Here is a 25,388-nt window from a genome sequence, read left to right as displayed (position 1 = left end):
GCCGCCCCGGGCGCCCGTGGTGGCGCCGGCGCCGCGTGCTGGCCGCCGCGGCGGCGCTGGCGGTGATGGTGTGCCCGGTGCGGCTGTCGGTGCTGGCGCCGGGCGAGTTGGTCCCTGCGCATCCAGCCGTGGTGCGCGCGCCCATCGACGGCGTGGTGGGGCAGTTCCACGTGCGGCCGAACGAGCAGGTCCAGGCCGGGCAGCTGCTGTTCACCTTCGACGAGGCCCAGCTGCAGGCCCGCGCCGAGGTGGCGGCGCAGAACCTGGCCACCGCCGAGACCGAGTACCGCCAGTACGCGCAGCAGGCCGTGTCGGACCTCAAGTCCAAGGCGCAGCTGGCGCTGCTGCAGGGAAAGATCGAGGAAAAGCGCGCCGAGGCCGACTACCTGCGCAGCCTGCTGGAGCGCTCGCGCGTGGTGGCGCCGCAGGACGGCATCGCGCTCTTCGACGACCCCACCGAGTGGATCGGCAAGCCGGTGCAGACCGGCGAGCGCATCCTGCGCGTGGCCGCGCCCGGGGACATCGAGGTCGAGGCCTGGGTGCCGCTGAGCGACGCCATCCCGCTGCCCGAGGCCGCGCCGGTGAGCCTGTACCTGGCGGCCAGCCCGCTGGACTCGCTCGCGGCCCGGGTGCGCTACGTCTCGCACGAGGCCGTGCCGCGCCCCGACGGCAGCTACGCCTACCGGCTGCGCGCCACGCTCGAAGGCGCTACCGACCAGCGCGTGGGCCTCAAGGGCACAGCCAAGGTCGGCGGGCACTGGGCGCCGCTGGCGTACTGGATGCTGCGCCGGCCGCTGGCCGCCATCCGCCAGACCCTGGGGCTGTGATGCAGCCGCCGATGACGGCCGCGCCGGCGCCGCGCGGGCTGCCGCCCTTGCGCGAGGAACTGCACCTGCTGCCCGGGCCGGTGTTGCGCGACGGCCAGCCCAGCCACACGCTGCACGACCCGGTGCGCAACCTGTTCTTCCAACTCGACTGGCCGACCTTCGAGGTGCTCAGCCGCTGGCACATGGGCGATCCGCACGCGATCCTGGCCGCCGTGCGGCGCGACACCACGCTGGCCCTGGAGCCCTCGGACATGGAGGCGGTGCTGCGCTTCCTGCACGAGAACCAGCTGCTGCGCGTGGCACCGGGCGCGGCGCGCGAGATGGCGCAGCGGCTGCACCAGCGCCGCGGCACGCTGGGCCAGCGGCTGCTGCACAACTACCTGTTCTTCCGCATTCCGCTGGTACGGCCCGACCGCTGGCTCACGCGCTGGGCGCCGCGCCTGGGCTTCTTCTGGTCGGCGCCGTTCTGGTGGCTGACGCTGGCGGCGCTGGTGCTGGGGCTGGCGCAGGTCCATCGCAACGGCGAGGTCTTCGCCGCCACGCTGGTGGACACCTTCAGCTGGTCGGGCATGGCGGCCTACGGCCTGGCGCTGGCGGTGGTGAAAGTGCTGCACGAGCTGGGGCACGCCTTCACCGCCAAGCGGCTGGGCTGTCGCGTGCCGACCATGGGCGTGGCCTTCCTGGTGCTGTGGCCGGTGGCCTACACCGACACCAACGAGGTGTGGAAGCTCACCCGGCGGCGCCAGCGGCTGCAGGTGGCCGGGGCCGGGGTGCTGACGGAGCTGACCATCGCGGTGTGGGCGACGCTGGCGTGGGGGCTGCTGCCGGACGGGACGGCGCGCTCCATCGCCTTCCTGCTGGCGACCACCACCTGGGTCACGACCGTGATCATCAACGCCAGCCCCTTCATGCGCTTCGACGGCTACTTCCTGCTGTCCGACTGGCTGGAGATGCCCAACCTGCACGCGCGCGCCTTCGCACTGGCGCGCTGGGACCTGCGCGAGCGGCTGTTCAAGCTGCGCGAGCCGGTGCCCGAGCACTTCGGGCACCGGCGCCACATGGGGCTGATCCTGTTCGCCTGGGCCACCTGGATCTACCGCCTGGTGGTGTTCCTGGGCATCGCGGTGCTGGTCTACGCCTTCTTCATCAAGGCGGTGGGGATCCTGCTGTTCATCGTCGAAATCGTCTGGTTCGTGCTCATGCCCTTCTTCCACGAATTCAAGGCCTGGCGCGAGCGCTGGCCGCAATTGAGGTCCAGTCGCCGCGCCTGGGCCAGCTTCGGCGTGTTCGCGACGCTGGCGCTGCTGATGGCGGTGCCGCTGCCCACGCGCATCAGCGCCGGCGCGCTGCTCAAACCGGTGGATCAGTACGTCGTGTATGCCCCGGCGCATGCGCAGGTGAAGGCGCTGCCGGTGGCCGAGGGCGCCCGTGTGGCCGCCGGTACGGTGCTCATGGAACTGGAAGCGGCCGACCTGGAGGGGCGCCGCCGCAGCGTGGCGGCCAAGCTGCGGCGGCTGCGCTGGCAGGTCTCGGCCGGCACCTTCGACGCGGAGTTGCGCGCGCAATGGCAGGTGCTGCAGGAGGAGCTGGCGACCGCCGAGGCCGAGTGGGCCACCATCGAGGCCGATGCCGCGCTCTACGCGCCCATGGCGCCCTTCGACGGCGTGCTGCGCGACCTGGACCCCGACATGCGCCCGGGCGACTGGCTGACGGCGCGGGAGCCGCTGGCGCGGGTGGTGTCGGACAAGGGCCAGACGGTGGTGGCCTACCTGGATGGCGAGGACGTGGCGCGCGTGGCGCCGGGGCACCGCGCCCGCTTCTACGCCGACGGGCTGGAGGGCCCCTTCGTGGCGCTGGAGGTGGCGGGCGTGGAGGCCGATGCCGCGCGCACGTTGCCCGAAGGGGAGCTGAGCGCGCCGCAGGGCGGCACGGTGCTGGTGCGGGAGAAGCGCGGGCAGCTCTACCCGGAGCACGGCGTCTACCGCGTGACGTTCAAGCTCACGGGCGACGCCGGCGCGCTGGCGAAGCAGGCCTGGCGCGGCCGGGTCGTCATCGCCGGCGACTGGGCCGCCCCGGGCTGGCCCTACCTGCGCGCGGCGGTGGGGGCGTTCTGGAGGGAAGCGGGGTTTTAGGGAGCGGGGAAAGAAGGCAGGGGATGCGCGGTTTACCCCATGCGCCGCAGAAGAGGGCGGAGCCCCTCAGCCCCCGCTCGCAGTCCCGGTCGCCGGGGCCTGCGCGCTGTTGGCCGCGGGCGCGGCAGGGGGCGAAACCGCCTGTGCCGAGCGCAGGAACGAGCGCAGCTCCTGCAGCTTGGCCAGCGGCGGATCGGTGCTGACCTCGCTCGGGCGCAGCGCCGCGCGCACGGCCGACTGCGCCTGGGCGGTGTAGCGCAGCCGCGGCTCGGCCATGGTCATGCCCTGGGCGTTGCGCAGCGCGGCCACGATGGGCTGGCGCACGTGGTCGCCCCGGGCCAGCACGATGCCGACCTCGTTGCTGGCCAGCGAGACGTAGCTGCCCGGCGGATACAGGCTCATCACCTTGAGCAGCAGCGCGCCCACCATGTCGGGACGGCCGTCCGCTCCCAGGCACACCTGCTGCGCGGCCTGCGTGGGCGACAGCGCCTCGCGCCCGGCACGGCGGCTGATCAGGGCACCGTAGCGCTCCACGCGGTGTAGCAACATCGCCATCTGCTGCGCGGGCTGCAACTGCGCGATGGGCTGCGCGGCCAGGCTGGCGTCGTCATGCAGCCGCACGGCTTCGAGCCAGAGCTCGTCCGTCACGCCGGCCAGGTGGCGGCGTTTCACCAAAGCTCCACGCCTCGATCAGTCAGGAAAGGAAAAAGCCCGGCCGGCAGGCGTAGCCGGGCTTGCCGGTGCGCGGGCAACGGCATGGGGGTGGTGTCGTGGGCGGGAGCTCAGCTTTCCCTGTCCTCGGCAGCGTTGGCCTCCATGCCACTTGGCTGCCACGCCACGCCATGCGCCTTCAGGTAGTCCCGGATGAGCTGGCGCACCACCTGCGACGGCGTCTTGTCCTGCTGCGCGCACAGTTGTTCGAAAGCGCGTTTCTTGGCCGGATCGATGAGCACGGTCAAGCGTGCCGTCTTCTGTTCCATGGCGTTTCGGATGCGGTTTTATGTGCGTTCAATTATAATTTGACGCACATTTGATTAACATGCCAACGGATTCGGCCGTTTGCCTGTGGCGGCGGTGTCCCGTGTTGGTCGAGGCGAGAAACCATGCCGATCCGGTACGCCAGGAAGTTGACGGGGCGCGAGCGCAGCACGGATGCCAACCGCCAGCTCGGCCTGGTGCTCGCCTTCGTCGCCGGCGCGGCCAATGCGGGCGGCTTCCTGGCGGTGCACCAGTACACCTCGCACATGACCGGCGTCGTGTCGGCGATGGCCGATCACCTCGCGCTGGGAGAACTGCGGGAATACCTGGCCGGCCTGGGAGCGCTGTTGTCCTTCGTGTCCGGCGCGGCATGCTCCGCGATCCTGGTGAACCTGGCGCGGCGCCACCGCCTGCACAGCGAGTTCGCGCTGCCGCTGATGTTCGAGGCCCTGCTGCTGCTGGGCTTCGGCGCCCTGGGTGAGCGGTTGGCGCAAATCCACGGCCTGTTCGTGCCGTTCACCGTCATGCTGCTGAGCTTCATCATGGGGCTGCAGAACGCCCTCATCACCAAGCTGTCCCGGGCGGAGATCCGCACGACGCACGTCACGGGCCTCGTGACCGACCTGGGCATCGAGCTGGGCAAGCTGGCGTACTGGAACGCGTCGCGCGCGGCCGACGCGCCGCGCGTGCGGGCGGACCGGGCGCGCCTGCAGATCCTGGCCTTGCTGGCGGTGTGCTTCTTCATGGGTGGCGTGTTCGGGGCGTTGGGCTTCAAGCATTTGGGCTACGCCGCCACGGTGCCACTGGCGCTGGCCTTGACCGCCCTGGCCAGCGTGCCGGCCCTGGACGATCTGGGCCGGCTGGTGCTGAAGCTCAGGAGCTGAGACGCCGTTCCAGGCGCCGGCGCCCTCCGCCGGCCGGCCATGCCGATGCGCCTGCAACGGCATGGCCGGTGTTCATGGGCGGGATGCCGCGGCGCGGGATGGGCGGTGGGGCGAAGGAGGCGGCACGGCCCATAATCCCGCGCCCCCTGAACGTCCCCAGGTTTCCCCGCCTACCGCCATGCCTCCTTCGCAGCTCTCGGTCTACTTCTTTGCCCAGGCGGCGGTGATCGTCCTGGTGTCCCAGCTGGTGGGGCGCCTGGCTCAGCGCCTGGGCCAGCCGCAGGTCGTGGGCGAGATGATCGCCGGCGTGATGCTCGGCCCTTCGCTGTTCGGCCTGCTGTCGCCCGGCCTGCAACAGGCGCTGTTCCCCAAGCCGACCATGGGCATGCTCTACGTCGCCGCGCAGCTTGGTGTGGGCCTGTACATGTTCCTCGTCGGCACGGAGTTCCGGGCCGACCACTTCAAGTCGCGCGCGCGCAGCGCGATGTCGGTATCCATCGCGGGCATCGTGCTGCCCTTCATGCTGGCCTTCGCGCTGACGCCGTGGCTGCACACGGTGCCCGGCCTGTTTGCTGACAAGGCGCGGCAAGGCGAGGCCGCGCTGTTCCTGGGCGCCGCCATCGCCATCACCGCGTTCCCGATGCTGGCCCGCATCATTCACGAGCGCGGGTTGGCGGGCACCTCGCTGGGCACGCTGGCGCTGACCGCCGGCGCGGTGGACGACGCCGCCGCGTGGTGCATCCTGGCCATCGTGCTGGCGAGCTTCGGCGGCAGCTGGTCCGGCGCCTATGCGGCCATCGGCGGCGGCATCGGCTTCGCGCTGTTCATGATCTTCGTGGGCCGCAGGTTGCTGCGGCAATTGGCGAGCTGGGTGCGCCCGGACCAGCCCCTGCCCAGCAGCCTGCTGGCCGCGGTGCTGGCGCTGTTTTCGCTGTGCGCCTTCGCGATGGATGCGATCGGCATCCATGCGGTGTTCGGCGGCTTCCTGCTGGGCTGCGTCATGCCACGCGGGCCGCTGACCGAGAAGCTGCGCGCGGCGCTGCAGCCCTTCGTCGTGGTGTTCCTGCTGCCGATGTTCTTCACGTACTCGGGCCTGAACACGCGGCTGGACATGTTGTTCGAGCCGGCCATCTTCGTGGCCGCGCTGGCGATCCTGGCCGCGTCCTTTGGCGGCAAGCTGGTGGCCTGCTGGGCCGCGGCACGGCTGAGCGGCGAGTCCAACACCGACGCCATGGCCATCGGCGCGCTGATGAACGCGCGCGGGCTGATGGAGCTGATCATCATCAACATCGGCCTGGCCGCCGGGGTCATCCTGCCGGGCCTGTTCTCGGTGCTGGTGCTGATGGCGGTGCTGACCACGCTGATGGCCACGCCGCTGTTCAACTGGGTCATGCGCCGCGTCGGTGGCGGTGCCGCCATGGCCGAGGCCTAGAACCGGCACCGGGAACGCCGCTCGGCAGGCCGGTTGCGCGGGCTACTGCCTCAGGCCGCGCCACCCTCGGCAAACGCCGCCGCTGCCAGGCCGGCGGCGTACTCCCGCACATCCTGCGGCCAGGCTTGCATGGCGCCATTGAAACCCTCGGCGTCCGCCCGGTACAGCGCACGCAGCGCGTCCTCATAGCCCGGCAGGTTGCCGGCGATCGCATGCAGGAAGCGGTAGCAGCGCTCCTGCGCCGCCCGCACGGCTTCGCGCGGGCCTTGGCTGCGCCGAGCCTCGTCCACCAGCCGGCGCAAGGTGACCGAGGCGCCGCCCGGCTGCAGGGCCAGCCACTCCCAATGCCGGGGCAGCAGCGTTACCTCCTTCGCGACCACGCCCAGCCTGGGGCGTCCGGCCTGACGCGCGGGTTGTCCGCCCGGCTGCACCGGTGCGGGCGCTCCGGCCGCCGCCGCGGGCGTGGCCAGCGCGCCCAGGTCGGTCTGGACGCCCGTCGCGTCATCGAACACCAGCACCGGCTCGGACGGCTCCAGGTCCTCCGCGGCGCGGGCGGCTGCGCGCATGACGGCTTCCATGGCACCGGACGCCAGGCGCCGATGGCCCTGGAAGGCCGTGAACTGCCGTCCTTCCGGGACGGGGATGGGGGCTGAAGTTTCCGTGCTCATGGCGCATGATATTACCCGGGTAAAAAGAATTTTTATATTACCCGGGTGAAATGCTGGGCCTCCCTACCGTGCTTGGGCATTGCCGCTGCCGCGCAGGCCCAGGATGCCCCGCAGAGCGAGGGAGGCCGCCTCAGGACGAGCGAATTGCAAGCGCTCGCGCAGGTGCTCAGGCGGTGACGCACGAAGGTGCCCGGGCAACCATAAACAGAACTGATAGCTCCGCCCCTGTTTGGCATTGGTCGCCGAAGGCCGCCGCGGTGATGCTTCGGCTGCGCAACAAGGCGCCGCGCCGGGCGATCGTCGCGCGGTATGCCGACAAGCCCATCAAACCCATCCGCAGCCTTTGCATGACCCCATTCGCCGTGAGGCGGGTCGATTGCCATGAACGCTGAGGAGACAACCTGTTCCTCGAAAGGGACTTGTATGAACGACATCCGCAAGACGCTCGAAGAGAGCGCCATGAGCCGCTTCCAGTGGGTCGCCGTGGCGATCTGCGTGATGCTCATCATGCTCGACGGCTTCGACGTGCTGGTGATGGCCTTCACGGCCTCCAGCGTGGCGGCGGAGTGGAAGCTCAACGGCGCCCAGCTCGGCCTGCTGTTCAGCGCGGGCCTGGTGGGCATGGCGGTGGGCTCGCTGTTCGTGGCCCCGCTGGCCGACCGCATGGGCCGCCAGCCCGTCATCGTGCTGTGCCTGATCGTCATTGCCGCGGGCATGCTGCTGTCGGGCATCGCGCAGAGCCACCTGCAGCTCGTCGGGCTGCGCGGGCTCACCGGCGTGGGCATCGGCGGCATGCTCGCCAGCGTGGGCGTCATCACGGCCGAGTACTCCTCGCTGAAGTGGCGCAGCACCGCCGTGGCGCTGCAGGCCACGGGCTATCCCATCGGCGCGACGCTGGGCGGGCTGGTGGCGGCCTGGCTGCTGCAGCACTACGGCTGGCGCTCGGTGTTCGTGTTCGGCGGCCTGACCACGGCGGTGATGATTCCCATCGTGCTGTGGCGGTTGCCCGAGTCGGTGGACTTCCTCATCGCCCGCCGCCCGGCCGGCGCGCTGGAGAAGCTCAACCGCATCCTGGGCTTCATGCAGCGCCCCGCGCTGCAGCAACTGCCCGAGCGCGCCGCCTACGGTGCGGCGGCCCCCGAGGGCAATGCCGTGGCCGGCCTGTTCAAGAACGGCCTGGCGCGTCCGACGCTGATGCTCTGGACGGCCTTCTTCCTGCTGATGTTCAGCGTGTACTTCTCGCTGAGCTGGACGCCCAAGCTGCTGGTGCAAGCCGGGCTGTCGGCCCAGCAGGGCGTCACCGGCGGCGTGCTGATCAACCTCGGCGGCATCGTCGGCGGCAGCCTCTTCGGCGCCCTGGCGCTGCGCATGCGGCTGGCCCATCTCACGGTGGCGGCCTTCCTGGTCTATGCCCTGTTCACGGCGCTGTTCGGCGCGGTGTCGGGGGCCCTGGGCCTGGCCTTCGCGGCGGCCTTCGGCATGGGCGTCTTCCTCTTCGCCTCGATGGCGGGCTTGTATGCCTTCGCACCGGTCACGTACCCGGCGGCGGTGCGCACCACCGGCCTGGGCTGGGCCATCGGTATCGGCCGCATCGGCGCCATCGTCGCCCCGCTGACCGCCGGCCTGCTGCTCGACGGCGGCTGGCAACCCGCGTCGCTCTACTACGCCTACGCGCTGCCGCTGGTGGCCGGGGCGCTGGCCGTGATGGCCGTCGGCACCGGCCGCTCGGCGCCGGGCCAGTCGCGGACCCACGCGGCGGCGCATTGACCGCGGTCGCCACCCCAAACGCATACGCCCGCAACCACTTCTTCCACAGGACCCAACATGTTTCTGAAGAACGCCTGGTACGTCGCCTGCAAGCCCGAGGAGATCGAGGGCAAGCCGCTGGGCCGCAAGGTCTGCAACGAGGCCATCGTCTTTTACCGCCAGGCCGACGGCTCGCCCGCGGCGGTGGAGGATTTTTGCCCTCACCGCGGCGCGCCGCTGTCGCTGGGCTTCGTCAGCGACGGCAAGCTGGTGTGCGGCTACCACGGGCTGGAGATGGGCTGCGACGGCAAGGCCGTCGGCATGCCGGGGCAGCGCGTGCGGGGCTTCCCGTGCATCAAGAGCTACGCGGTGGAGGAGCGCCACGGCTTCATCTGGGTCTGGCCCGGAGACCGGGCGCAGGCCGACCCCGCGCTCATTCCCGACCTGCAATGGGCCAACGATCCCGAGTGGGCCTATGGCGGCGGCTACTACCACGTCAAGGCCGACTACCGGCTCATGATCGACAACCTGATGGACCTCACGCACGAGACCTACGTGCACTCCACGTCCATCGGGCAGAAGGAGATCGACGAGACGCCGTGCACCACGAAGGCGGAGGGCGACCACGTGATGACCAGCCGCTTCATGAACGACCTGCCCGAGGCGCCGCCGTTCTGGAAGCTGGCGCTGCGCGGCCACGGCCTGCCCGATGACCAGCGCGTGGACCGCTGGCAGGTGTGCCACTTCACGCCGCCCACGCACGTGATGATCGAGGTCGGGGTGGCGCTGGCCGGCCAGGGCGGCAAGGACGCGCCGGCGGACAAGAAGGTCTATGCCATCGTGGTGGACTTCATCACCCCGGAAACCGAGACCTCGCACCACTACTTCTGGGGCATGGCGCGGCACTTCAAGCCGCAGGACCCGGCGCTCACGCTCTCCATCCGCGAAGGGCAGGGCAAGGTCTTCGGCGAGGACCTGCAGATGCTGGAACGCCAGCAGGCCAACATCTCGTTGTGGCCCGATCGCAAGCTGCTGATGCTCAACATCGATGCCGGCGGCCTGCAGTCGCGCCGCGTCATCGACCGGCTGCTGGCGCAGCAGACGGCGGCCAAGGCCGACGCCGGCAGCGCCGCCAGCGTGGGGGAGGCGGCGAAGTAATGGCACTCGACAAGCCCTACAAGGACGTGCCCGGCACGACGATGTTCGATGCCGAGCAGTCGCGCAAAGGCTACTGGCTCAACCAGTTCTGCATGTCGCTGATGAAGGCCGCGAACCGTGAGAAGTTCAAGGCCGGCGAGCGCGCCTACCTGGACCAGTGGCCGATGACGGAGGAGCAGAAGCAGGCCGTGCTGGCGCGCGACCTCAACCGCTGCATCGAACTGGGCGGCAACATCTACTTTCTGGTCAAGATCGGCGCCACCGACGGCGTCAGCGTGCAGAAGATGGTGGGCAGCATGACCGGCATGACGGAGCAGGCCTACGCCCAGATGATGCTCGCCGGCGGCCGTTCGCCGGAAGGCAACCGCTACCTGCACGAGCAGCAGCGCCCGCAGGCCCAGCAACCCCAGCCGCCATCGCGGCAACCCGGGAAGGAGGGCTGACATGGCCCGCATCACCGCATCCATCTACACCTCGCACGTGCCGGCCATCGGCGCCAGCCTGGACCTGGGCAAGACCCAGGAGCCCTACTGGCAGCCGGTGTTCCAGGGCTACGACTTCTCCAAGCAGTGGGAGAAGGAGAACAAGCCCGACGTGATCTTCCTGGTCTACAACGACCACGCCACGGCCTTCAGCCTGGACATCATTCCCACCTTCGCCATCGGCACGGGGGCGGAGTTCCAGCCCGCCGACGAGGGCTGGGGCCCGCGCCCGGTGCCCAAGGTCATCGGCCATCCGGAGCTGGCCTCGCACATCGCGCAGTCCGTGATCCAGGACGACTTCGACCTGACCATCGTCAACAGGATGGACGTGGACCACGGCCTGACGGTGCCGCTGTCGCTGATGTTCGGCCAGCCCGAGGCCTGGCCCTGCCCGGTGATTCCCTTCGCGGTCAACGTGGTGCAGTACCCCGTGCCCAGCGGCCGGCGCTGCTTCAATCTGGGCAAGGCCATCCGCAAGGCGGTGGAGAGCTATGACGAGCCGCTCAACGTGCAGATCTGGGGCACCGGCGGCATGAGCCACCAGCTGCAGGGCCCGCGCGCGGGGCTGATCAACCGCGAGTGGGACAACGCCTTCCTGGACAAGCTGATCGACGACCCGGAAGCCGCCGCCAGCATCCCGCACATCGACTACGTGCGCGAGGCCGGCAGCGAGGGCATCGAGCTGGTGATGTGGCTGATCGCGCGCGGCGCGATGAGCGACGTCAACGGCGGCCCCAAGCCGACGCTCAGGCACCGCTTCTATCATGTGCCCGCTTCGAACACGGCCGTGGGCCACCTGATTCTCGAGAACAACTGACGAGGGAAACCGGGTGCGCAAGCACCCAGGAGAGAAGAACATGACGCGACCGTGTGTGCTGTTGCTGCCGGGCCTGATGTGCGACGCCGCCGTGTGGACGGCGCAGTGCGAAGCGCTGGGCTTCGCGGACTGCGTGGTGCCGTCCTATGGCGAGCTGTCGTCCATCACCGGCATGGCGCGCCATGTCCTGGAAATCGCGCCGGCGCAGCGCTTTTCGCTGGCCGGGCACTCGATGGGGGGGCGCGTGGCGCTCGAAGTGGCGCGCCTGGCGCCCGATCGCGTGGAGCGGCTGGCGCTGCTCGACACGGGCATGGACCCGCTGGCCGAGGGCCCTGCCGGCGAGCAGGAGCGCGCCAAGCGCATGGCGCTGCTGCAGATGGCGCGCGACAAGGGCATGCGCGAGATGGGACGCGTGTGGGCGCGGGGCATGGTGCATCCGTCGCGCCTGGACTCGCCGCTGTTCGAGCGGATCCTGGACATGATCGAGCGCCAGACGCCGGCGATCTTCGAGGCGCAGATCAAGGCGCTGCTGGGCCGGCCCGACGCGCGCGAGGTGCTGCGCAACCTGCGCTGCCGCACGCTGCTGGCCTGTGGGCGCGAGGACGCCTGGAGCCCGCTGTCGCGGCATGAGCAGATGCACGCCATGGTGCCGGGCTCGCGCCTGGTCGTGATCGAGGACAGCGGCCACATGAGCACGATGGAGCAGCCCGAGGCCGTGTCGCGGGCGCTGGCGGAGTGGATGCACTGGTGACGGTCGGCCGGCATGGACCGGAATCACGCCGTCAGCTGCGCCAGCAGCGCGTCCGCCACCTCGATGCCTTCCGTCTCCGCCCGGTGCCGCAACCGCTCGCGCCGTGCGCCGGGCAGCCGCACGCCTTCGTCCACCAGCATTTCCCGCACCAGTACCTCGACACGGTCCAGGTACTCGCGCGAGCCGGCCAGCGCGCCCGGATCGATCACCAGGAAGGCCTGCCCGATGCGGGGACGGTTGCCCTCGGCAACGAAGAAGCTGGAGGCCTCGAAGCCGTAGCGGCCACCGATGAGCGCCGTCACCAGCAGCTCCACCACCAGCGCCAGCATCGCGCCCTTGGCGCTGGTGGCCGCGCCGATGGGCAGCATCGAACCCTCCATGCCGGCCTTCGGGTCGGTGGTGGGGCGGCCCTCCTTGTCCAGCGCCCAGCCTTCCGGAATGGAGCGGCCCTGCTGCGCGGCCACCATCAGCTTGCCGCGCGCCACCTCGGACAGGCTCAGGTCCACCAGCAGCGGGTCGTGGCCGCGGCGCGGAAAGGCGGCGGCCAGCGGGTTGGTGCCGAAGATGGGATGGCGCCCGCCCGCCGCCGGCATGGCCGCCGGCGAGTTGGCGAAGGCCAGGCCCACCAGGCCCGCCGCGGCCACGGGGCGCAGGTGGTCCGCCATCACGCCGCCATGGTGGCTGCGCGTCACGCCGGCGAAGGCCACGCCGAACTCGCGCGCGCGCCGGATCGCCTCGAGCACAGCCAGCTCGCAGGCCGGGAAGGCCAGGCCGTCCTGGGCGTCCACGAGCGCGGCGCCACCGCGCGCCGTGAGCAGGCGCGGCACGGCGCGGCCGTCCACCCGCCCATGGCGCAGGTGCGTCGCGTACTGCGGCACGCGCGCCAGGCCGTGCGAGCCCAGTCCCTGGGCCTCGGCCAGCACCAGTGCGCGGGCGGTGGAGGCGGCCATGTCGGCGTTGGCGCCGGCGCGCTCCAGCGCCGCGGCGGCGAGGCCCAGCGCCTCGTCCAGGCTCAGCCTCGCCATGGCCGTGCCTCGCTGCGGTGTCGCAGTGCCCGCGCAGGGGCGCAATCAGTGGTCCAGTCCAAGTAACCGCCTCGCATTGCCCGCAAAGAACTTCTCCAGCACGCCGTCCTTGAAGCCCAGGCGCTGCGCGTCCTCGATGCTCTGGCGGATGGGTCGGAAGGTGTAGGAGGAACCGAACAGCACCTGGTCGGCCAGGAAGCCGTTGGCGGCTTGCACGACGACCTCGCTGCCCGGCAGGAACAGGTACATGTCGGGCACCAGGAACACGTTTTCGTGCCTGAAGGCCACGCCCACGAGCTGCTGCGTGTTGGGCCAGTAGCCGTGGTAGGCCACGATGCGCAGCTTCGGGAAGGCCGCGGCCACGCGCGCCAGCGGCGCGGGGTCGTTGTAGCGCTGGTCCGGCGTGGTCGGGCCCGACATCAGGAACACCGGCACGCCCAGCGCCGAGAGCTGCTCGTAGACCGGGAAGTACACCGGGTCGTCCGGATGCCGCGCCGGCGTGCCGAAGCCCGGCTCCAGGTTGATGCCGGCCAGGCCCAGCTGCCCGATCGCGCGGTCGATCTCGCCCGGCGTGGCGGCGCCCAGCAGGTCCGGGTCCACCGAGCCGATGCCCACCAGCCGCGAGTCCGTGCTCACGATGGCGTGGATCTGGTCATTGGGCAGGTGCTGGCTGGGCGTGTGGCGCCCCACCACCACGGCCTTGCTCAAGCCGGCCTCCGTGATCTCCGCGAGAAAGCCCTCGTGCGTGCGCGAGCGCGCGTAGTGCTCCGGGTTGCCGCGCGTGCCCACGCGCTGGTTGAGCCAGCGCGCCACGTCGTTGGCCGGGGTATCGGGCGTGGCGCCGAAGAAATCGTGCAGGTACGCCGGCCTGCAGCGCATGTCGATGACTTGCAGGCTCATGTCATGCCGCCTTCTTCTGGGCCGTCTCGCCGGCGCGCACGTCGAAGGCGCCGCCGGTGAGGGTTTGGTCGCGCAGCGTCACGGGCTTCTTGCCCGGCAGCAGCGGGAACACCAGCTCGGCGAAGCGGAAGGCCTCCTCCAGGTGCGGATAGCCCGAGAGCACGAAGCTGTCCACGCCCAGGTCCGCGTACTCCTTGAGCCGGGCGGCGACGGTTTCGGGGTCACCCACCAGCGCCGTGCCGGCGCCGCCGCGCACCAGGCCCACGCCGGCCCAGAGGTTGGGGCTGATCTCCAGCTTGTCGCGCCGCCCGCCGTGCAGCGCCGTGATGCGTTGCTGGCCCACCGAGTCCATCCTGGCGAAGTTGGCCTGCGCGGCGCGGATGTCCTCGTCCGTGAGCTTGCTGATCAGGCTATCGGCCGCGGCCCAGGCCTCGGCATTGGTTTCGCGCACGATGACCTGCAGCCGCACGCCGAAGCGCACGCTGCGGCCGTGCTTCGCGGCGCGCGCGCGCACGTCGGCGATCTTCTCGGCCACGGCCGCGGGCGGCTCGCCCCAGGTGAGGTAGGCGTCCACGTGCTTGGCTGCCAGCTCGTGCGCCGCCGGCGACGACCCGCCGAAATACAGCGGCGGGTAGGGCTTGCTCTCGGGTTCGAAGTAGTTCTTCGCGCCTTCGACCTTGAGGTGCTTGCCCTCGAAGTCCACCTTTTCGCCTTGCAGCAGGCGCTTCCAGACGGTGAGGAACTCGTCGGCCACTTCGTAGCGCTCGTCGTGCTTGAGGTACACGCCCTCGGCGGCCAGCTCGGCGGCGTCGCCGCCGGGCACCACGTTGAGCAGCAGGCGGCCGTGCAGCGCCTGGTCCAGCGACGCGGCCTGGCGCGCGTTGGCGGTGGGGCCGCTGATGGAGGTGCGCAGCGCCACCAGCAGCTTGATGCGCTGCGTCACCGGCACGAGGCTGGAGGCCACCACCCACGGGTCCAGGCAGGAGGCGCCGGTGGGGATGAGCAGCCCGTCGTAGCCCAGCTGCTCGGCCGTGACGGCGATCTGCCGCATGTACTCGTTGCTCGCGGGACGACCGAAGTCGGACTTGCCCAGGTAGCGCGTGTCGCCCGAGGTGGGAAGGAACCAGAAGATGTCGAGGCTCATGGCGTGTCGTTGTAGTGTGAGAGCAGGTCAGGAATAGGACGTGGGCTCCGGATAGCGGCCCAGCAGCGCGTGGCGGCCGAGGTCGCGCAGCTTGTAGTCCAGCGGGTCGTGCAGCGTGTGCACGCGGGCGTTGCGCCAGAAACGGTCCAGCCCCAGGCGCGAGGCCGTCGCGCCCGCGCCGGTGAGCTCGAAGACCTGGGTGCTGACCTCGATGGCGGCGCGGTGCGCCACGGCCTTGGCCTGCGCCACGGCCACGGCCACCTCGCCGCGGTCCGGGGCCGTGACGTCCTCGCCCAGCGCCAGCGCCTGGTCGAGCTTGTGCGCCGCCAGGTCGGCCAGCACCTCGGCCGGCCGCACCAGCACCGACAGCTCGCCGTAGCGGTGCTGCACGTAGGGGTCGTCCACGGCGCGGGCCACGCCCGAGGCGAGGAAGGGGCGCGAGGATTCGCGCGTGTAGCGCAGGCCCTGCGCCAGCGCGCCCTGGGCGATGCCGGTATAGAGGTTCACGAGCACCAGCTGCGCGATCTGCGCGCGCAGCGTGGCGCGCGGGCGTGGCACGGTGCCCGGGCGCACCAGCGCCTGATGTGCTTGCACGCGCACCTGGTTGAAAGTGACGGTGCCGCTGTCGGTCTGCTTCTGGCCGAAGGCGTCCCAGTCGCCGTGGATGCTGATGCCCGGGTGGCGGCTGGGCAGCGCGGCGATGAGCAGGCTCTGTGAAGCTTCGTGCCAGGCGGAAAAGGTGAGCTGGTCGGAGCCCACCGAGCCGGAGCAGTAGCTCTTGGGGCCGTGGACGATGAAGCCGTCGCCGTCATCGTGCGCGAGCGCGCGCTTGTCGTTGGGGTTGAGCGCGTTGCCCCAGAACAGGCGCTCGTTCACCGTGGGCAGCAGAAAGTATTCGTGCTGCTCCGGCGTGCCGTACAGCAGCACCGTGGCGACCTGCAGGTGGTGGAAGGCGTACACGTGCGCCAGCGCGCTGTCCACCTGCGCCAGGCGCCGCAGGCCCTGGAAGAAGAGCTGCCAGGGGTGGCCCCAGCCGCCGAAGGCGCGCGGCGTGGTCAGGTTGAGCAGGCCGCTGCCGCGGATGAGCTCGCGCTCCTCGCGGGCGTGGCCGCCGCGCTGGTCGCGTGCGACGGCGCTTTCCTCCAGTGCTCGGGCCAGCGCTTCGGTTGCGAGCTCGACTTCCGCCGGATCGGCCAGGCTGGCCGCGGCCGGGCCCGTGGGGGTGCGGTGCAAGGGCATGTTCCTCGGTTTTCATTCGACTGAATTCAGTCTAGGAGGGGCCCCTTGGCCGCGACAACGACGCATTCCGAGCGTGCTTATGCGGGGAGCTGGGATGCCCTCAGCCCCGTGCCGCCGTCAGCGCCGCGCTTCCAGGATCAGGTTGAACGGCGTCTGCGCCGCGCGCCGGAAATGCGTGAAGCCCGCCTTGCGGAACACCTCGCGCAGCCGCGCCTCGCCGGCCTGGGCGCCCAGCACCAGCTGGCCGCCCTCGGAGATGGCGTGCGCGCAGCACATGGTGGTCGAGGCCGAGTAGTACAGCCGCGCCACGGTGTCGGGCTGGCCGTCGAAGCGGTCGGGGGCGAAGGGCTCCACCAGCAGCACGGTGCCGCCGGGCGCCAGCACCTCCGAGGCGTACTGTGCCGCCGCCACCGGGTCGCCCATGTCGTGCAGGCAGTCGAAGAAACACACCAGCCCGTAGTGCCGGTTCGGGTAGCCCACGGCCGGCGCCACCTCGAAGCTCGCCCGGTCGGACACGCCGGCCGTGGCCGCGTTGCGCCGGGCCTCGGCGATCGAGCCCGCGTGCACGTCGAAGCCGTGGAAGCGCGAGTTGGGAAATGCCTGCGCCATCAGCACCGTCGAGTGCCCGTGGCCGCAGCCCACGTCGGCCACGCTGATGCCCGCTTCGAGCTGTTCCACTACGCCCTCCAGCGCGGGCAGCCATTGCGGCACCAGGCAGGCCTTGTAGCCGTTGCGGTAGAAGGCCGCCACGCCGCAGTGCAGCCGCGCGTCATGCTCGCCCCAGGCCAAACCCTTGCCGGTGCGGAAGGTCTCCAGCGTCTTGTCCTCGTCGAACCACATCGACGCCGGCACGTGCCAGGCGTTGGGGATGAACACCGGGCTGTCCTCGTCGGCCAGCACCAGCGCCTGCTCGGCCGTGAGCTCGAAGGTGCCGCTGGCGGCGTGGTAGTCCACGTAGCCGCCCGCGGCCTGCGCGTTGAGCCATTCGCGCACGTAGCGCTCGGCGCAGCCGCTGCGCGCGGCCAGCTCCGCGGCGCTGACCGGCCCGGCGCCGGCCATCGCCTTGTACAGGCCCAGGCGATGGCCCAGGCTCACCATCACGCCGCCGTAGGCGGAAGCGATGTCGCCGATGGCGCGCGTGACGAAGGCGTCCAGCTTGTGCTGATCGATGGTGGCCGTGTCCATGGTCTTTGCTTCCTTTCATCGGCGCCCGAGGCGGGGACCGTGGCAGCCATGGTGGCGAGGGCGCCTCTTCGGACGAAGAGGCTAAATCGCCCAAAATCGGTCCGTTCGTGCCACGCCGGCGCGGCGGCGCCGAAGGAAACCGAGGCCATGATCCGAGCGAACAGCCCTGCCGCAGCGGCTCCGCGCCACGTCAGCCTGGTGGCCCTGCCCGAGGCCGCGGTGTCCACGCTGTTCGGCCTGTACGACGTTCTGAACGCCTTCGCGCTGATGGGCCTGCCGGCGCCGTTCCAGGTCGAGATCGTGGGCGAGGCCATGGGCCCGCTGATGCTGGCCAGCGGGGTGCCCGTGCAGGTGCAGCGCTGCATCGGCGACATCGCGGCCAGCGACATCGTGATCGTGCCGTCCGTGGTGGTGAGGCCGCAGGGCTGGGGGACGGGGCGCCATCCGCGCGTGGTGGAGTGGGCCCGCGCCATGCACGCGCGCGGCGCGCTGCTGTGCTCGGCCTGCTCGGGCATCTTCCTGCTGGCCGAGACGGGGCTTTTCGACGGCCGGGACGCCACCGTGCATTTCGAGTACGCGCGCACCTTTGCCGCCACGTACCCGGCCGTCACGGTCCATCCCGAGCGCGTGCTCGTGATCTCGGGGCAGCACGACGAGCTGGTCACGTCCGGCGCGTCGAACACCTGGCACGACCTGGTGCTGTACCTGATCGCGCGCCACGCCGGCGCCACCACGGCGCAGGCGGTCGCGCGCATGTTCGCGCTGCAGTGGCACCAGGACGGGCTCACGCCCTACATGGTGTTCGAGGGCCGCAGCGACCACGGCGACGCCGAGGTGCTGCAGGCGCAGAAGTGGTTGAGCACGCATTTTTCCATGGCCAACCCCGTGGAGGAGATGGTCAAGCGCTCGCGCCTGGCCGAGCGCACCTTCAAGCGCCGCTTCGCCGCGGCCACCGGGCTCACGCCCATCGCCTACGTGCAGCGGCTGCGCATCGAGGATGCCAAGCGCCGGCTGGAGCGCACCGATGCGCCGGTGGACGAGATCGGCTGGCGCGTGGGCTACGAGGACGCCGCCTTCTTCCGCCGCCTGTTCAAGCGCACCACCGGCATGGCGCCGGGCGCGTACCGGCGGCGCTTCAGCATTCCGGCATTCGCCCGGACGTAGCGGCGGGGCAGGGACGGCCGCGCCGCAAGGCCCCTGGCTCGGCCATTGCTGCTCCCAGGCCACCGGAGCGTCCCGGTGCAGCCGCCATGAAAGGAATGACTTGAAGCTTGCAAACCTTTCCGATTTCCTGGGCGCGCTGAAGGCGCGCGATCCGCATCAACCCGAATTCCTGCAGGCGGTCGAGGAGGTGATGGGCAGCTTGTGGCCCTACATCCAGCAGCACCCCTACTACGCCGAGCAGGCCTTGCTGGAGCGCCTGGTCGAGCCCGACCGCGCCATCCAGTTCCGCGTGTCCTGGGTGGACGACAAGGGCGAGGTGCAGGTCAACCGCGCCTGGCGCGTGCAGCACAGCAACGCCATCGGCCCGTACAAGGGCGGCATGCGCTTTCACCCGTCGGTGAACCTGTCGATCCTGAAGTTCCTGGGCTTCGAGCAGACCTTCAAGAACGCGCTGACCACGCTGCCCATGGGCGGCGGCAAGGGCGGCTCGGACTTCGACCCCAAGGGCAAGAGCGACGGCGAGGTCATGCGCTTCTGCCAGGCGCTGATCTTCGAGCTGTTCCGCCACATCGGCCCTGACACCGACGTGCCCGCGGGCGACATCGGCGTGGGCGCGCGCGAGGTCGGCTACATGGCCGGGATGATGAAGCGGCTGAGCAACGACGCCTCGTGCGTGTTCACCGGCAAGGGCCTGTCCTTCGGCGGCAGCGCGATGCGCCCGGAAGCTACCGGCTACGGCACGGTCTATTTCGCCCAGGAGATGCTGCACCGCGAGCACCTGGCCTTCGACGGGCTGCGCGTGTCCATCTCGGGCGCGGGCAACGTGGCGCAGTACGCGGCGGAAAAGGCCATCGAGCTGGGCGCGCGCGTGGTCACGCTGTCGGATTCCGAAGGCACGCTCGTGGTCGATCAGGGCCTGCAGGCGGACCAGCTGGGCGAGATCATGGAGTGGAAGAACGTGCAGCGCGGGCGCCTGTCGGCCTTTGCCGAGCGCCACGGGCTGCAGTTCGAGGCCGGCCGCCGGCCCTGGCACGTGCCGGTGGACGTCGCGCTGCCCTGCGCCACGCAGAACGAGCTCGATGGCGACGACGCGCGGCTGCTGGTGCGGCAGGGCGTGCGCTGCGTGGCCGAGGGCGCCAACATGCCCTCCACGCTGGAGGCGGTCAACGTGTTCCTGGACGCGCGCACGCTGTACGCCCCGGGCAAGGCCAGCAACGCCGGCGGGGTGGCGACCTCGGGCCTGGAGATGACGCAGAACGCCATGCGGCTGTCCTGGCTGCACGCCGAGGTGGACGAGCGGCTGCACGCGATCATGAAGGACATCCACATGCATTGCGTGCGCCACGGCCGGCGCGACGACGGCTCGGTCAACTACGTGGACGGCGCCAACATCGCCGCCTTCGTCAAGGTGGCCGACGCGATGCTGCGGCAAGGCGTGGCCTGATCCCGGCCCTCAGGGCGCCATGAGCAGCCGGCGCAGCCACTGCAGCACCAGCAGGGGCAGCCGCTCGGGCTGCTGCAGCAGCGCCCAGTGTCCGGGCGGGAACACCCTGGGCATCCAGTCCGCGGCCTGGCGCTCGACCGTCAGCGCGAACGGGTGCTGCCCCTGCGCCCGCGCCTCCAGTACCGCGCGGCGCAGGTCCTGCACCGCCGCGGCGCCCTCGTAGCCGCCGTCGTCCTGCGGCTTGCCGTCGGACAGCAACAGGAGCAGCCGGTGGTGCTCCGCACGTTGCGACAACAACCACGAGGCATGGCGTAGCGCCGCCCCGGTACGCGTGCAGTGCTGCGGCTCCAGCCCGGCGATGCGCGCGAGCACCGCCTCGCTGGAGGGCTCCTCGAAGCCCTTGAGCTGCCACAGGGTCACGCGGTGGGAGCCGCGGCCACTGAAGGCCATCAGGGCATGGGGCTCGCCCAGGCGCTGGAGCGCCAGGGCCAGCAGCAGCAGGGCCTCGCGTTCGACGTCGATGACGCGGCGGCTGCCGGCCAGCCAGCCGTCGGTGGAGCCGCTGATGTCCACCAGCACCACGCACGCCATGTCACGCCGCAGCAGCCGCTGGCTGCGGTACACGCGCTCGCTCAGCGGCAGCCCGGCGCGAAAGTCCGCGCGCGCCTGCACCAGCGCGTCCAGGTCCACCTCGTCGCCCTCGGCCTGCGCGCGCAGCGTGACGCGGCGCGAGCGCAGCAGCTCGAAGCGCCGCACCAGGCCCTGCAGCAGCGCGTGCTGCTCGCGCAGCGTGCGCTCGACCCAGCCGCGGGAGCCGGGCTCGGCGGCGCGCACCCAGACCGTCGTGCCGGGCCGGCGGTACGCCTGCTGGCGGTGGTCCCACTCCGGGTACTCGAAGCGCTGCGCTTCGCCATGGGCGGGCGTGCGCCGCGGCAGGGCCTGGGCCGGCGTCGCTGGCACCGGGTCGTCCGACAGCAGCACCTCCTGCGCGCGCTGCGGCGTGCGTACCAGCCTCGCGGCGTCCAGCTCGGCGAGCGATTCGGCGTGCGACTGCGCGGGCTCCTGGGTGTCGCGGTCCGCCGGGCGCTGCAGCCCTGCCGGGTCCTCGGCCTTTTCCTGGGGCTGTGCCGTCTGCACCATCCAGGCGCCGGGGGACGCGTCGTCCTCGCCCTCTTGCGCTTGGCGCACGCGCGGGCGCCGCCGCAGCTGGGCGCTGCGTGGCGGCCCGTCGCCGTCCTCCTCGTGCTGCGCCGACGCACATGCGGCCATGCCGGACGCGCCCGGCTCCGGCATGCGCCATTCGCCGCTCCACCAATCCGCGTGCAGCCGGGCGCCGGGCTGGCCGGCCACCAGCGCCCGCGCTTCGGACACCAGCTCGGCCGGGGCGGGTGCGACGGCCGCGCTCAGTGGCGCCTGCCACCGCGCGCGCAGCGTGTGCTCCAGCCGTTGGAACGCCTCGGCCAGCGCCTGCGGCTGTGGCCGGCGCGCCAGGGCCGCGTCACGCAGCGCCTGCAAGGGGCCGCTCAAGCCGGGCAGGGCGTGCAGCAGCGCGGCCTCCACCGCCAGCGTCTCCAGCAGCAGGAAGGCGTCACGCTCGGCCGGCAGGAGCGCGGCGGCCCGTTGCGGCGAGCCGCGCTGCGCACGCGCCGCCTGCTGCAGCGCCATGGCGCGGTAGAGCGCCGGGATGGCGTCCTCGGGCACGCCGGGCAGCGCGGGCGGCAGCCACAGCCGCGTGCCGTCGGTGCCGGGCAGGGCGGGGCGCTGGACCTCGCCGCGCCACCAGCGCGCCAGCAGCGTCGGCGGCACACCCGGCTGCGCCACGCGCAGCGGGAAAGGCCGTCCATGCACGGCGCGCAGCAGCAGGTCCAGGCGCGGCGCGAGCTCCGCCAGCCCCTGTGCCGCATCGGGAGCGCGCACGCGCCGCGCCTGCACCCAGGCCACGGCGTGGCGGGCGGCATCGACGAGGACGTCCTCGGCTTCGGCCATGCGCGGGCGTCCCGGGCGCCGCTACGCGAAGCTGGCTTCGACCAGCTCCTGCATCGCCTGCAGCAGCACCGGGTCGTCCGACAGCGGCGCCAGCAGCGCCACGCGGCAGGCCGTGCGCAGGTCGGTCCCGGCGGCCACCAGCCGCGCCGCCGCCACCAGCAGCCGCGTGCCCGGCAGCTCCGTCAGTCCTTGCGCCTGCAGCTGGCGCAGCCGCTGCGCCAGCTGCACCAGGGCCACGGCGTCGCCCTCGGCGCAGCCGGACTCGCGCTGCACCACGCGCGCCTCCTGCGCCGGCGCGGGAAAGTCGAACTCCAGCGCCACGAAGCGCTGCCGCGTGCTGGGCTTGAGGTCCTTGACCATGCGCTGGTAGCCCGGGTTGTAGGACAGCACCAGCATGAACCCCGGCGGTGCCGCGAGTTGCTCGCCGGTCTTGTCGATGGGCAGGATGCGGCGGTGGTCGGTGAGCGCGTGCAGCACCACGACCGTGTCCTGGCGCGCCTCCACCACCTCGTCGAGGTAGCAGATGGCGCCCTCGCGCACCGCCCGCGCCAGCGGCCCGTCGTGCCAGGCGGTGCGGTCGTGGTGCACGAGGTAGCGCCCGACGAGATCGCTGGCGGCGAGGTCGTCGTGGCACGCCACCGTCACCAGCGGACGCCCCAGCCGCCACGCCATGTGCTCCACGAAGCGCGTCTTGCCGCAGCCCGTGGGGCCCTTGAGCAGCACGGCCAGCCGCTGCGCGTGGCAGCGCTCGAACAGCGCGCACTCGTCGCGCTGGGGCAGGTAGAAGGGCGCGTCGCCCGCGGCGTGCGCCCCGTCTCCGCGTGCGTCCCCCATCAGGCCGGCCGGCGCTGCGCACCGACGCGCGCGGCCGCGGCGCTCGCGCTGGTGGCTTCGTCCTCCGCGATGACCCGCAGCCGTGGCGCGAAGCGGAAGAAGTCCCAGATGAACAGTGCCACGCCCACGGTGAAGAGGCTGGCCGTGGCGATGAGCATCAGGAAATGGACCTGGATCTTGAGCTGCGAGTCCAGGTAGCCCAGGCCCATGATGCGTTCCAGGTACACCTGCGCAATGCCCGCGGTGGCGAAGGACAGCGTCATGCCGAACATGCCCGCGAGCTGCAGCCAGAAGGCCCAGTAGCCCATGGCCGAGCCCTGCTCGCGCCGGCCCGGCGTGAACGAGGGCAGGGCGTAGCTGATCATGGCCATGACGACCATGGCGTAGGCGCCGTAGAACGCCGCGTGCCCGTGCATGGCCGTGATCAGCGTGCCGTGCGTCCACTTGTTGACGCTGGGCCAGGTGTGCGCCAGCCCCAGCAGCCCCGCGCCGAAGAGCGTGAACACGGCGCTACCCAGCGTCCAGTGCAGCGCCAGCGTGTTCGGATGCGACATCCCCGAGCGCCGCAGGGCGCCGTACGCGTACATCGCCATGCCCACCAGCGCCACGGGCTCCAGCGCGCTGAACAGCCCGCCGATGGGCAGCCAGTAGTACGGCACGCCGACCCAGTAGTAGTGGTGCGCCGTGCCCAGGATGCCGGCGATGAACACCAGGCCCACGATGACGTAGAGCCACTTCTCCATCACCTCGCGGTCGGCGCCGCTGAGGCGGATCAGCAGGTAGGCCAGGAAGCCGCCCTGGATCATTTCCCACACGCCTTCGACCCACAGGTGGATCGTCCACCAGCGGTAGAAGATGCTGACGGTGTAGTTGTCGAAGTCCAGCAGCGAGGGCAGGTACAGCACCGCCGCGCTCGCCAGGCCCAGCAGCAGCACGCCCTCCGTGGCCGTGAAGCGCCCGCTCTTGCGGATGGTCATGAGGATGTTCCACAGGAACATCAGCATCACGACCACGATCACGAGCTTGTGCGGCAATGGTTGCTCCAGCAGCTTGTTGCCCGTGCCGAAGCGGAACAGGTAGCCGATGACGGCGGTCACGCCCATCACCACCCACAGCGCGAGCTGGATGTAGGCCAGCCTGACGCTGTAGAGCTCGGTGCGGCTCTCGTCGGGCACCATCCAGTACGTCGCGCCCATGAAGCCCGTGAGCACCCACACCACCAGCAGGTTGGTGTGGATCATCTTGGTGACGTCGAAGGGCAGCACGTACAGCAGCGGATCGGGCCCCAGGTACTTGGCCGCCGACAGCAGCCCGAAGACCAGCTGCAGCCCGAACAGCAGCATCGCCACCGCGAAGTACCAGTAGGCCACGGCCTGCGAGCGGTATCTCATGGCGTCTCCCTTGCGTTACTTGAGCGTGGCGAGGTAGGCCACGAGCTGGTCGATCTGCTGCGGCTGCAGGCTGCCATAGGTGGTGGGCATGAAGGACTGGCCGTTGGCCGAGTACATCGCCCCGGGCACCAGGTGCGCGCTGGGCTGCACGATGGACTCGCGGATGTAGCCCTCGACGTCGCGCGCGCCGCCCTTGTAGCCCGGGTCGGCCACGGTCTGCGCGGCGCGCGTGGCGAGGCCTGCCAGCGTCGGCCCGGCCATGTTCACGCCCGGCGCCACCGAATGGCAGGCGTTGCAGGCCGGCTGCACGGAGCGGAACAGCGCCTGGCCCAGCGCGATGGGGTTGTCCTGCGCCGGCGCCACCGGGCGCGCGCCGGGCGGCAGGGCCTGCTCCGGTGGCTCGGTCTGGGAGCGCTGCGCCGCGCTCATGTCGGTGCCGGGGATGGTGGCGCCCGTCACGAGGATGGGCCGCGGCGGCCAGCCCTGGTTGTCCACCTTGCTGACCCAGTCCAGGAAGACGATCAGGTCCTTGATCTCCTGCTCGGACAGGTTCTGCCGCGGCATGAGGCGGCGGTGCCGCTGCTCGTCATAGAACTGCGAGGGGTCGCGCATGTACGCGGTGAGATAGGCCTCGCCGCGGTGCTGCGTGATCTTGGTCAGGTCCGGCGCGTAATAGGCGCCTTCGCCGAAGAGCGTGTGGCAGTTGATGCAGTTGTATTTGTGCCAAACGTCCTTGCCGGCCACGACCTGCGGCGTGAGGTTCTGGGCATTGGTGAGCCGGTCGAACTGCCGGTGGCTGTCCAGCGTGAGCGCCCCGAACACCAGGGCGGAAACGGCGGTGGCGCCGATGGCGAAGAATCGGGCTTGCCTCTTGTCCATCGCACGCCCTACACGCCGATGCCGGCCCAGTGGGCCATGGACACGTAGGCGCCCCATCCCATGGCCAGCGCCATGAGGGCCAGCACCACGGCGGCCGCGGCCTTGAGCGGGCCGTGGCCCTTGGTCGGTTCATCCATAGACGTGCCTCCCGGGCTGCAAGCCGTGCAGCCGCGGGCCCAGGAGGGCAAGCACCATGCCGGTGCGGTCCTCTGGCGTGTATCGCTCCCTGCGTTGAGGGGCCGGAACGGGTCTCAGGAAGGCCTCAAACGAAACCTTTCCCGTTCGCCCTGAGCTTGTCGAAGGGCTCGGCCCGAACGGGGTA

General features: G+C 71.0%; 23 protein-coding genes and 1 pseudogene. 11 read left to right on the top strand and 13 right to left on the bottom strand.

Features of this window, described 5'->3' with window-relative positions; all coding sequences use genetic code 11:
• Together Q0741_RS22720 and Q0741_RS22715 are read left to right on the top strand one after the other, a co-directional pair.
• Window positions 1-827, top strand: an 827-nt coding sequence (locus Q0741_RS22720; RefSeq protein WP_298235471.1) for an HlyD family efflux transporter periplasmic adaptor subunit, incomplete at its 5' end; no start/stop codon positions are given.
• 11 nt (window positions 828-838) lie between these two features.
• Complete coding sequence (locus Q0741_RS22715; protein ID WP_298235470.1) at window positions 839-2,959, top strand: HlyD family efflux transporter periplasmic adaptor subunit; 2,121 nt, start codon at window positions 839-841, stop codon at window positions 2,957-2,959.
• A 66-nt stretch (window positions 2,960-3,025) separates the two neighbouring features.
• On the opposite strand, the gene Q0741_RS22710 is transcribed toward Q0741_RS22715, so the two are convergent.
• Window positions 3,026-3,631, bottom strand: a complete 606-nt coding sequence (locus Q0741_RS22710) for a hypothetical protein (protein WP_298235469.1) — start codon at window positions 3,629-3,631, stop codon at window positions 3,026-3,028.
• A 110-nt stretch (window positions 3,632-3,741) separates the two neighbouring features.
• Window positions 3,742-3,939 (bottom strand): ribbon-helix-helix protein, CopG family, encoded by a 198-nt coding sequence (locus Q0741_RS22705; protein WP_298235468.1) that lies wholly within the window; start codon window positions 3,937-3,939, stop codon window positions 3,742-3,744.
• Window positions 3,940-4,062: 123 nt separating this feature from the next.
• Between Q0741_RS22705 and Q0741_RS22700 the strand changes: the two are divergent.
• A pseudogene (locus Q0741_RS22700) lies at window positions 4,063-4,791 on the top strand (YoaK family protein); the annotation flags it as partial.
• A 208-nt stretch (window positions 4,792-4,999) separates the two neighbouring features.
• Window positions 5,000-6,253: a cation:proton antiporter gene (locus Q0741_RS22695; RefSeq protein WP_298235467.1), complete on the top strand. Its 1,254-nt coding sequence runs from the start codon at window positions 5,000-5,002 to the stop codon at window positions 6,251-6,253.
• A 50-nt stretch (window positions 6,254-6,303) separates the two neighbouring features.
• Here Q0741_RS22695 and Q0741_RS22690 read toward each other — a convergent pair whose 3' ends face one another.
• On the bottom strand, window positions 6,304-6,921 hold the full coding sequence (locus tag Q0741_RS22690; RefSeq protein ID WP_298235466.1) for a DUF2239 family protein: 618 nt from the start codon (window positions 6,919-6,921) through the stop codon (window positions 6,304-6,306).
• A gap of 423 nt (window positions 6,922-7,344) precedes the next feature.
• Between Q0741_RS22690 and Q0741_RS22685 the strand changes: the two genes are divergently transcribed.
• From Q0741_RS22685 to Q0741_RS22665, 5 genes are read left to right on the top strand one after another with little or no spacing between them, the layout of a single operon-like run.
• Complete coding sequence (locus Q0741_RS22685; RefSeq protein ID WP_298235465.1) at window positions 7,345-8,688, top strand: MFS transporter; 1,344 nt, start codon at window positions 7,345-7,347, stop codon at window positions 8,686-8,688.
• A 57-nt stretch (window positions 8,689-8,745) separates the two neighbouring features.
• Entirely contained in the window at window positions 8,746-9,825 is a 1,080-nt protein-coding gene (locus Q0741_RS22680; protein ID WP_298235464.1) for an aromatic ring-hydroxylating dioxygenase subunit alpha, read from the top strand.
• Window positions 9,825-10,268, top strand: coding sequence for a protocatechuate 4,5-dioxygenase subunit alpha (ligA, locus tag Q0741_RS22675; protein ID WP_298235463.1), 444 nt, complete (start codon window positions 9,825-9,827; stop codon window positions 10,266-10,268). Before Q0741_RS22680 ends, ligA begins: the two co-directional genes overlap by 1 nt.
• A gap of 1 nt (window position 10,269) precedes the next feature.
• Window positions 10,270-11,124 (top strand): class III extradiol dioxygenase subunit beta, encoded by an 855-nt coding sequence (locus Q0741_RS22670; protein ID WP_298235462.1) that lies wholly within the window; start codon window positions 10,270-10,272, stop codon window positions 11,122-11,124.
• 40 nt (window positions 11,125-11,164) lie between these two features.
• Window positions 11,165-11,875, top strand: a complete 711-nt coding sequence (locus Q0741_RS22665; RefSeq protein ID WP_298235461.1) for an alpha/beta hydrolase — start codon at window positions 11,165-11,167, stop codon at window positions 11,873-11,875.
• A 23-nt stretch (window positions 11,876-11,898) separates the two neighbouring features.
• On the opposite strand, the gene Q0741_RS22660 is transcribed toward Q0741_RS22665, so the two are convergent.
• From Q0741_RS22660 to Q0741_RS22640, 5 genes are all read right to left on the bottom strand, one after another.
• Window positions 11,899-12,900, bottom strand: coding sequence for an Ldh family oxidoreductase (locus tag Q0741_RS22660; protein ID WP_298235460.1), 1,002 nt, complete (start codon window positions 12,898-12,900; stop codon window positions 11,899-11,901).
• A 45-nt stretch (window positions 12,901-12,945) separates the two neighbouring features.
• On the bottom strand, window positions 12,946-13,800 hold the full coding sequence (locus tag Q0741_RS22655; RefSeq protein ID WP_298235459.1) for an amidohydrolase family protein: 855 nt from the start codon (window positions 13,798-13,800) through the stop codon (window positions 12,946-12,948).
• 1 nt (window position 13,801) lies between these two features.
• Entirely contained in the window at window positions 13,802-14,944 is a 1,143-nt protein-coding gene (gene ssuD / locus Q0741_RS22650; RefSeq protein WP_298235458.1) for an FMNH2-dependent alkanesulfonate monooxygenase, read from the bottom strand.
• A 27-nt stretch (window positions 14,945-14,971) separates the two neighbouring features.
• Window positions 14,972-16,177, bottom strand: a complete 1,206-nt coding sequence (locus Q0741_RS22645; RefSeq protein WP_298235457.1) for an acyl-CoA dehydrogenase family protein — start codon at window positions 16,175-16,177, stop codon at window positions 14,972-14,974.
• 123 nt (window positions 16,178-16,300) lie between these two features.
• Entirely contained in the window at window positions 16,301-17,368 is a 1,068-nt protein-coding gene (locus Q0741_RS22640; protein WP_298235456.1) for a class I SAM-dependent methyltransferase, read from the bottom strand.
• A 147-nt stretch (window positions 17,369-17,515) separates the two neighbouring features.
• Here Q0741_RS22640 and Q0741_RS22635 point away from each other — a divergent pair, with 147 nt between their 5' ends.
• Together Q0741_RS22635 and gdhA are read left to right on the top strand one after the other, a co-directional pair.
• A complete protein-coding gene (locus Q0741_RS22635) occupies window positions 17,516-18,532 on the top strand; it encodes a GlxA family transcriptional regulator (RefSeq protein WP_298235455.1) in 1,017 nt (338 codons plus the stop codon).
• A gap of 100 nt (window positions 18,533-18,632) precedes the next feature.
• The gene (gdhA, locus tag Q0741_RS22630; RefSeq protein ID WP_298235454.1) at window positions 18,633-19,976 is read left to right on the top strand and encodes an NADP-specific glutamate dehydrogenase; all 1,344 of its coding nucleotides are present in this window, start codon (window positions 18,633-18,635) and stop codon (window positions 19,974-19,976) included.
• Window positions 19,977-19,985: 9 nt separating this feature from the next.
• Here gdhA and Q0741_RS22625 read toward each other — a convergent pair whose 3' ends face one another.
• The 5 genes from Q0741_RS22625 to Q0741_RS22605 are packed head-to-tail and all read right to left on the bottom strand — an operon-like array spanning window position 19,986 to window position 25,203.
• A complete protein-coding gene (locus tag Q0741_RS22625) occupies window positions 19,986-21,962 on the bottom strand; it encodes a VWA domain-containing protein (protein ID WP_298235453.1) in 1,977 nt (658 codons plus the stop codon).
• 21 nt (window positions 21,963-21,983) lie between these two features.
• Window positions 21,984-22,796 carry a CbbQ/NirQ/NorQ/GpvN family protein gene (locus Q0741_RS22620; protein WP_298235452.1) on the bottom strand — a complete coding sequence of 271 codons (813 nt, stop codon included), beginning with the start codon at window positions 22,794-22,796 and terminating at the stop codon, window positions 21,984-21,986.
• A complete protein-coding gene (locus Q0741_RS22615) occupies window positions 22,796-24,187 on the bottom strand; it encodes a cbb3-type cytochrome c oxidase subunit I (protein WP_298235451.1) in 1,392 nt (463 codons plus the stop codon). The genes Q0741_RS22620 and Q0741_RS22615 overlap by 1 nt, the downstream gene beginning before the upstream one ends.
• Before the next feature lie 15 nt (window positions 24,188-24,202).
• The gene (locus Q0741_RS22610) at window positions 24,203-25,066 is read right to left on the bottom strand and encodes a c-type cytochrome (RefSeq protein WP_298235450.1); all 864 of its coding nucleotides are present in this window, start codon (window positions 25,064-25,066) and stop codon (window positions 24,203-24,205) included.
• An 8-nt stretch (window positions 25,067-25,074) separates the two neighbouring features.
• Window positions 25,075-25,203 carry a hypothetical protein gene (locus Q0741_RS22605; RefSeq protein WP_298235449.1) on the bottom strand — a complete coding sequence of 43 codons (129 nt, stop codon included), beginning with the start codon at window positions 25,201-25,203 and terminating at the stop codon, window positions 25,075-25,077.
• Window positions 25,204-25,388: the final 185 nt, after the last annotated feature.

Origin of the sequence: uncultured Azohydromonas sp., from assembly GCF_937926365.1 — a bacterium.
In the GTDB taxonomy this organism is placed as follows: Bacteria; Pseudomonadota; Gammaproteobacteria; order Burkholderiales; family Burkholderiaceae_C; genus Azohydromonas.
Note: the sequence above shows the minus strand (reverse complement) of the source record. Positions and strands in the feature narration are given on the sequence as shown.

Coding starts and splice junctions, on each gene's coding strand:
- Q0741_RS22610 (WP_298235450.1), bottom strand. CDS start 25,066: ATGGACAAGAGGCAAGCCCGATTCTTCGCCATCGGCGCCACCGCCGTT.
- Q0741_RS22635 (WP_298235455.1), top strand. CDS start 17,516: ATGATCCGAGCGAACAGCCCTGCCGCAGCGGCTCCGCGCCACGTCAGC.
- Q0741_RS22640 (WP_298235456.1), bottom strand. CDS start 17,368: ATGGACACGGCCACCATCGATCAGCACAAGCTGGACGCCTTCGTCACG.
- Q0741_RS22615 (WP_298235451.1), bottom strand. CDS start 24,187: ATGAGATACCGCTCGCAGGCCGTGGCCTACTGGTACTTCGCGGTGGCG.
- Q0741_RS22660 (WP_298235460.1), bottom strand. CDS start 12,900: ATGGCGAGGCTGAGCCTGGACGAGGCGCTGGGCCTCGCCGCCGCGGCG.
- ligA (WP_298235463.1), top strand. CDS start 9,825: ATGGCACTCGACAAGCCCTACAAGGACGTGCCCGGCACGACGATGTTC.
- ssuD (WP_298235458.1), bottom strand. CDS start 14,944: ATGAGCCTCGACATCTTCTGGTTCCTTCCCACCTCGGGCGACACGCGC.
- Q0741_RS22685 (WP_298235465.1), top strand. CDS start 7,345: ATGAACGACATCCGCAAGACGCTCGAAGAGAGCGCCATGAGCCGCTTC.
- Q0741_RS22695 (WP_298235467.1), top strand. CDS start 5,000: ATGCCTCCTTCGCAGCTCTCGGTCTACTTCTTTGCCCAGGCGGCGGTG.
- Q0741_RS22705 (WP_298235468.1), bottom strand. CDS start 3,939: ATGGAACAGAAGACGGCACGCTTGACCGTGCTCATCGATCCGGCCAAG.
- Q0741_RS22655 (WP_298235459.1), bottom strand. CDS start 13,800: ATGAGCCTGCAAGTCATCGACATGCGCTGCAGGCCGGCGTACCTGCAC.
- Q0741_RS22670 (WP_298235462.1), top strand. CDS start 10,270: ATGGCCCGCATCACCGCATCCATCTACACCTCGCACGTGCCGGCCATC.
- Q0741_RS22625 (WP_298235453.1), bottom strand. CDS start 21,962: ATGGCCGAAGCCGAGGACGTCCTCGTCGATGCCGCCCGCCACGCCGTG.
- Q0741_RS22680 (WP_298235464.1), top strand. CDS start 8,746: ATGTTTCTGAAGAACGCCTGGTACGTCGCCTGCAAGCCCGAGGAGATC.
- Q0741_RS22620 (WP_298235452.1), bottom strand. CDS start 22,796: ATGGGGGACGCACGCGGAGACGGGGCGCACGCCGCGGGCGACGCGCCC.
- Q0741_RS22665 (WP_298235461.1), top strand. CDS start 11,165: ATGACGCGACCGTGTGTGCTGTTGCTGCCGGGCCTGATGTGCGACGCC.
- Q0741_RS22690 (WP_298235466.1), bottom strand. CDS start 6,921: ATGAGCACGGAAACTTCAGCCCCCATCCCCGTCCCGGAAGGACGGCAG.
- Q0741_RS22605 (WP_298235449.1), bottom strand. CDS start 25,203: ATGGATGAACCGACCAAGGGCCACGGCCCGCTCAAGGCCGCGGCCGCC.
- Q0741_RS22715 (WP_298235470.1), top strand. CDS start 839: ATGACGGCCGCGCCGGCGCCGCGCGGGCTGCCGCCCTTGCGCGAGGAA.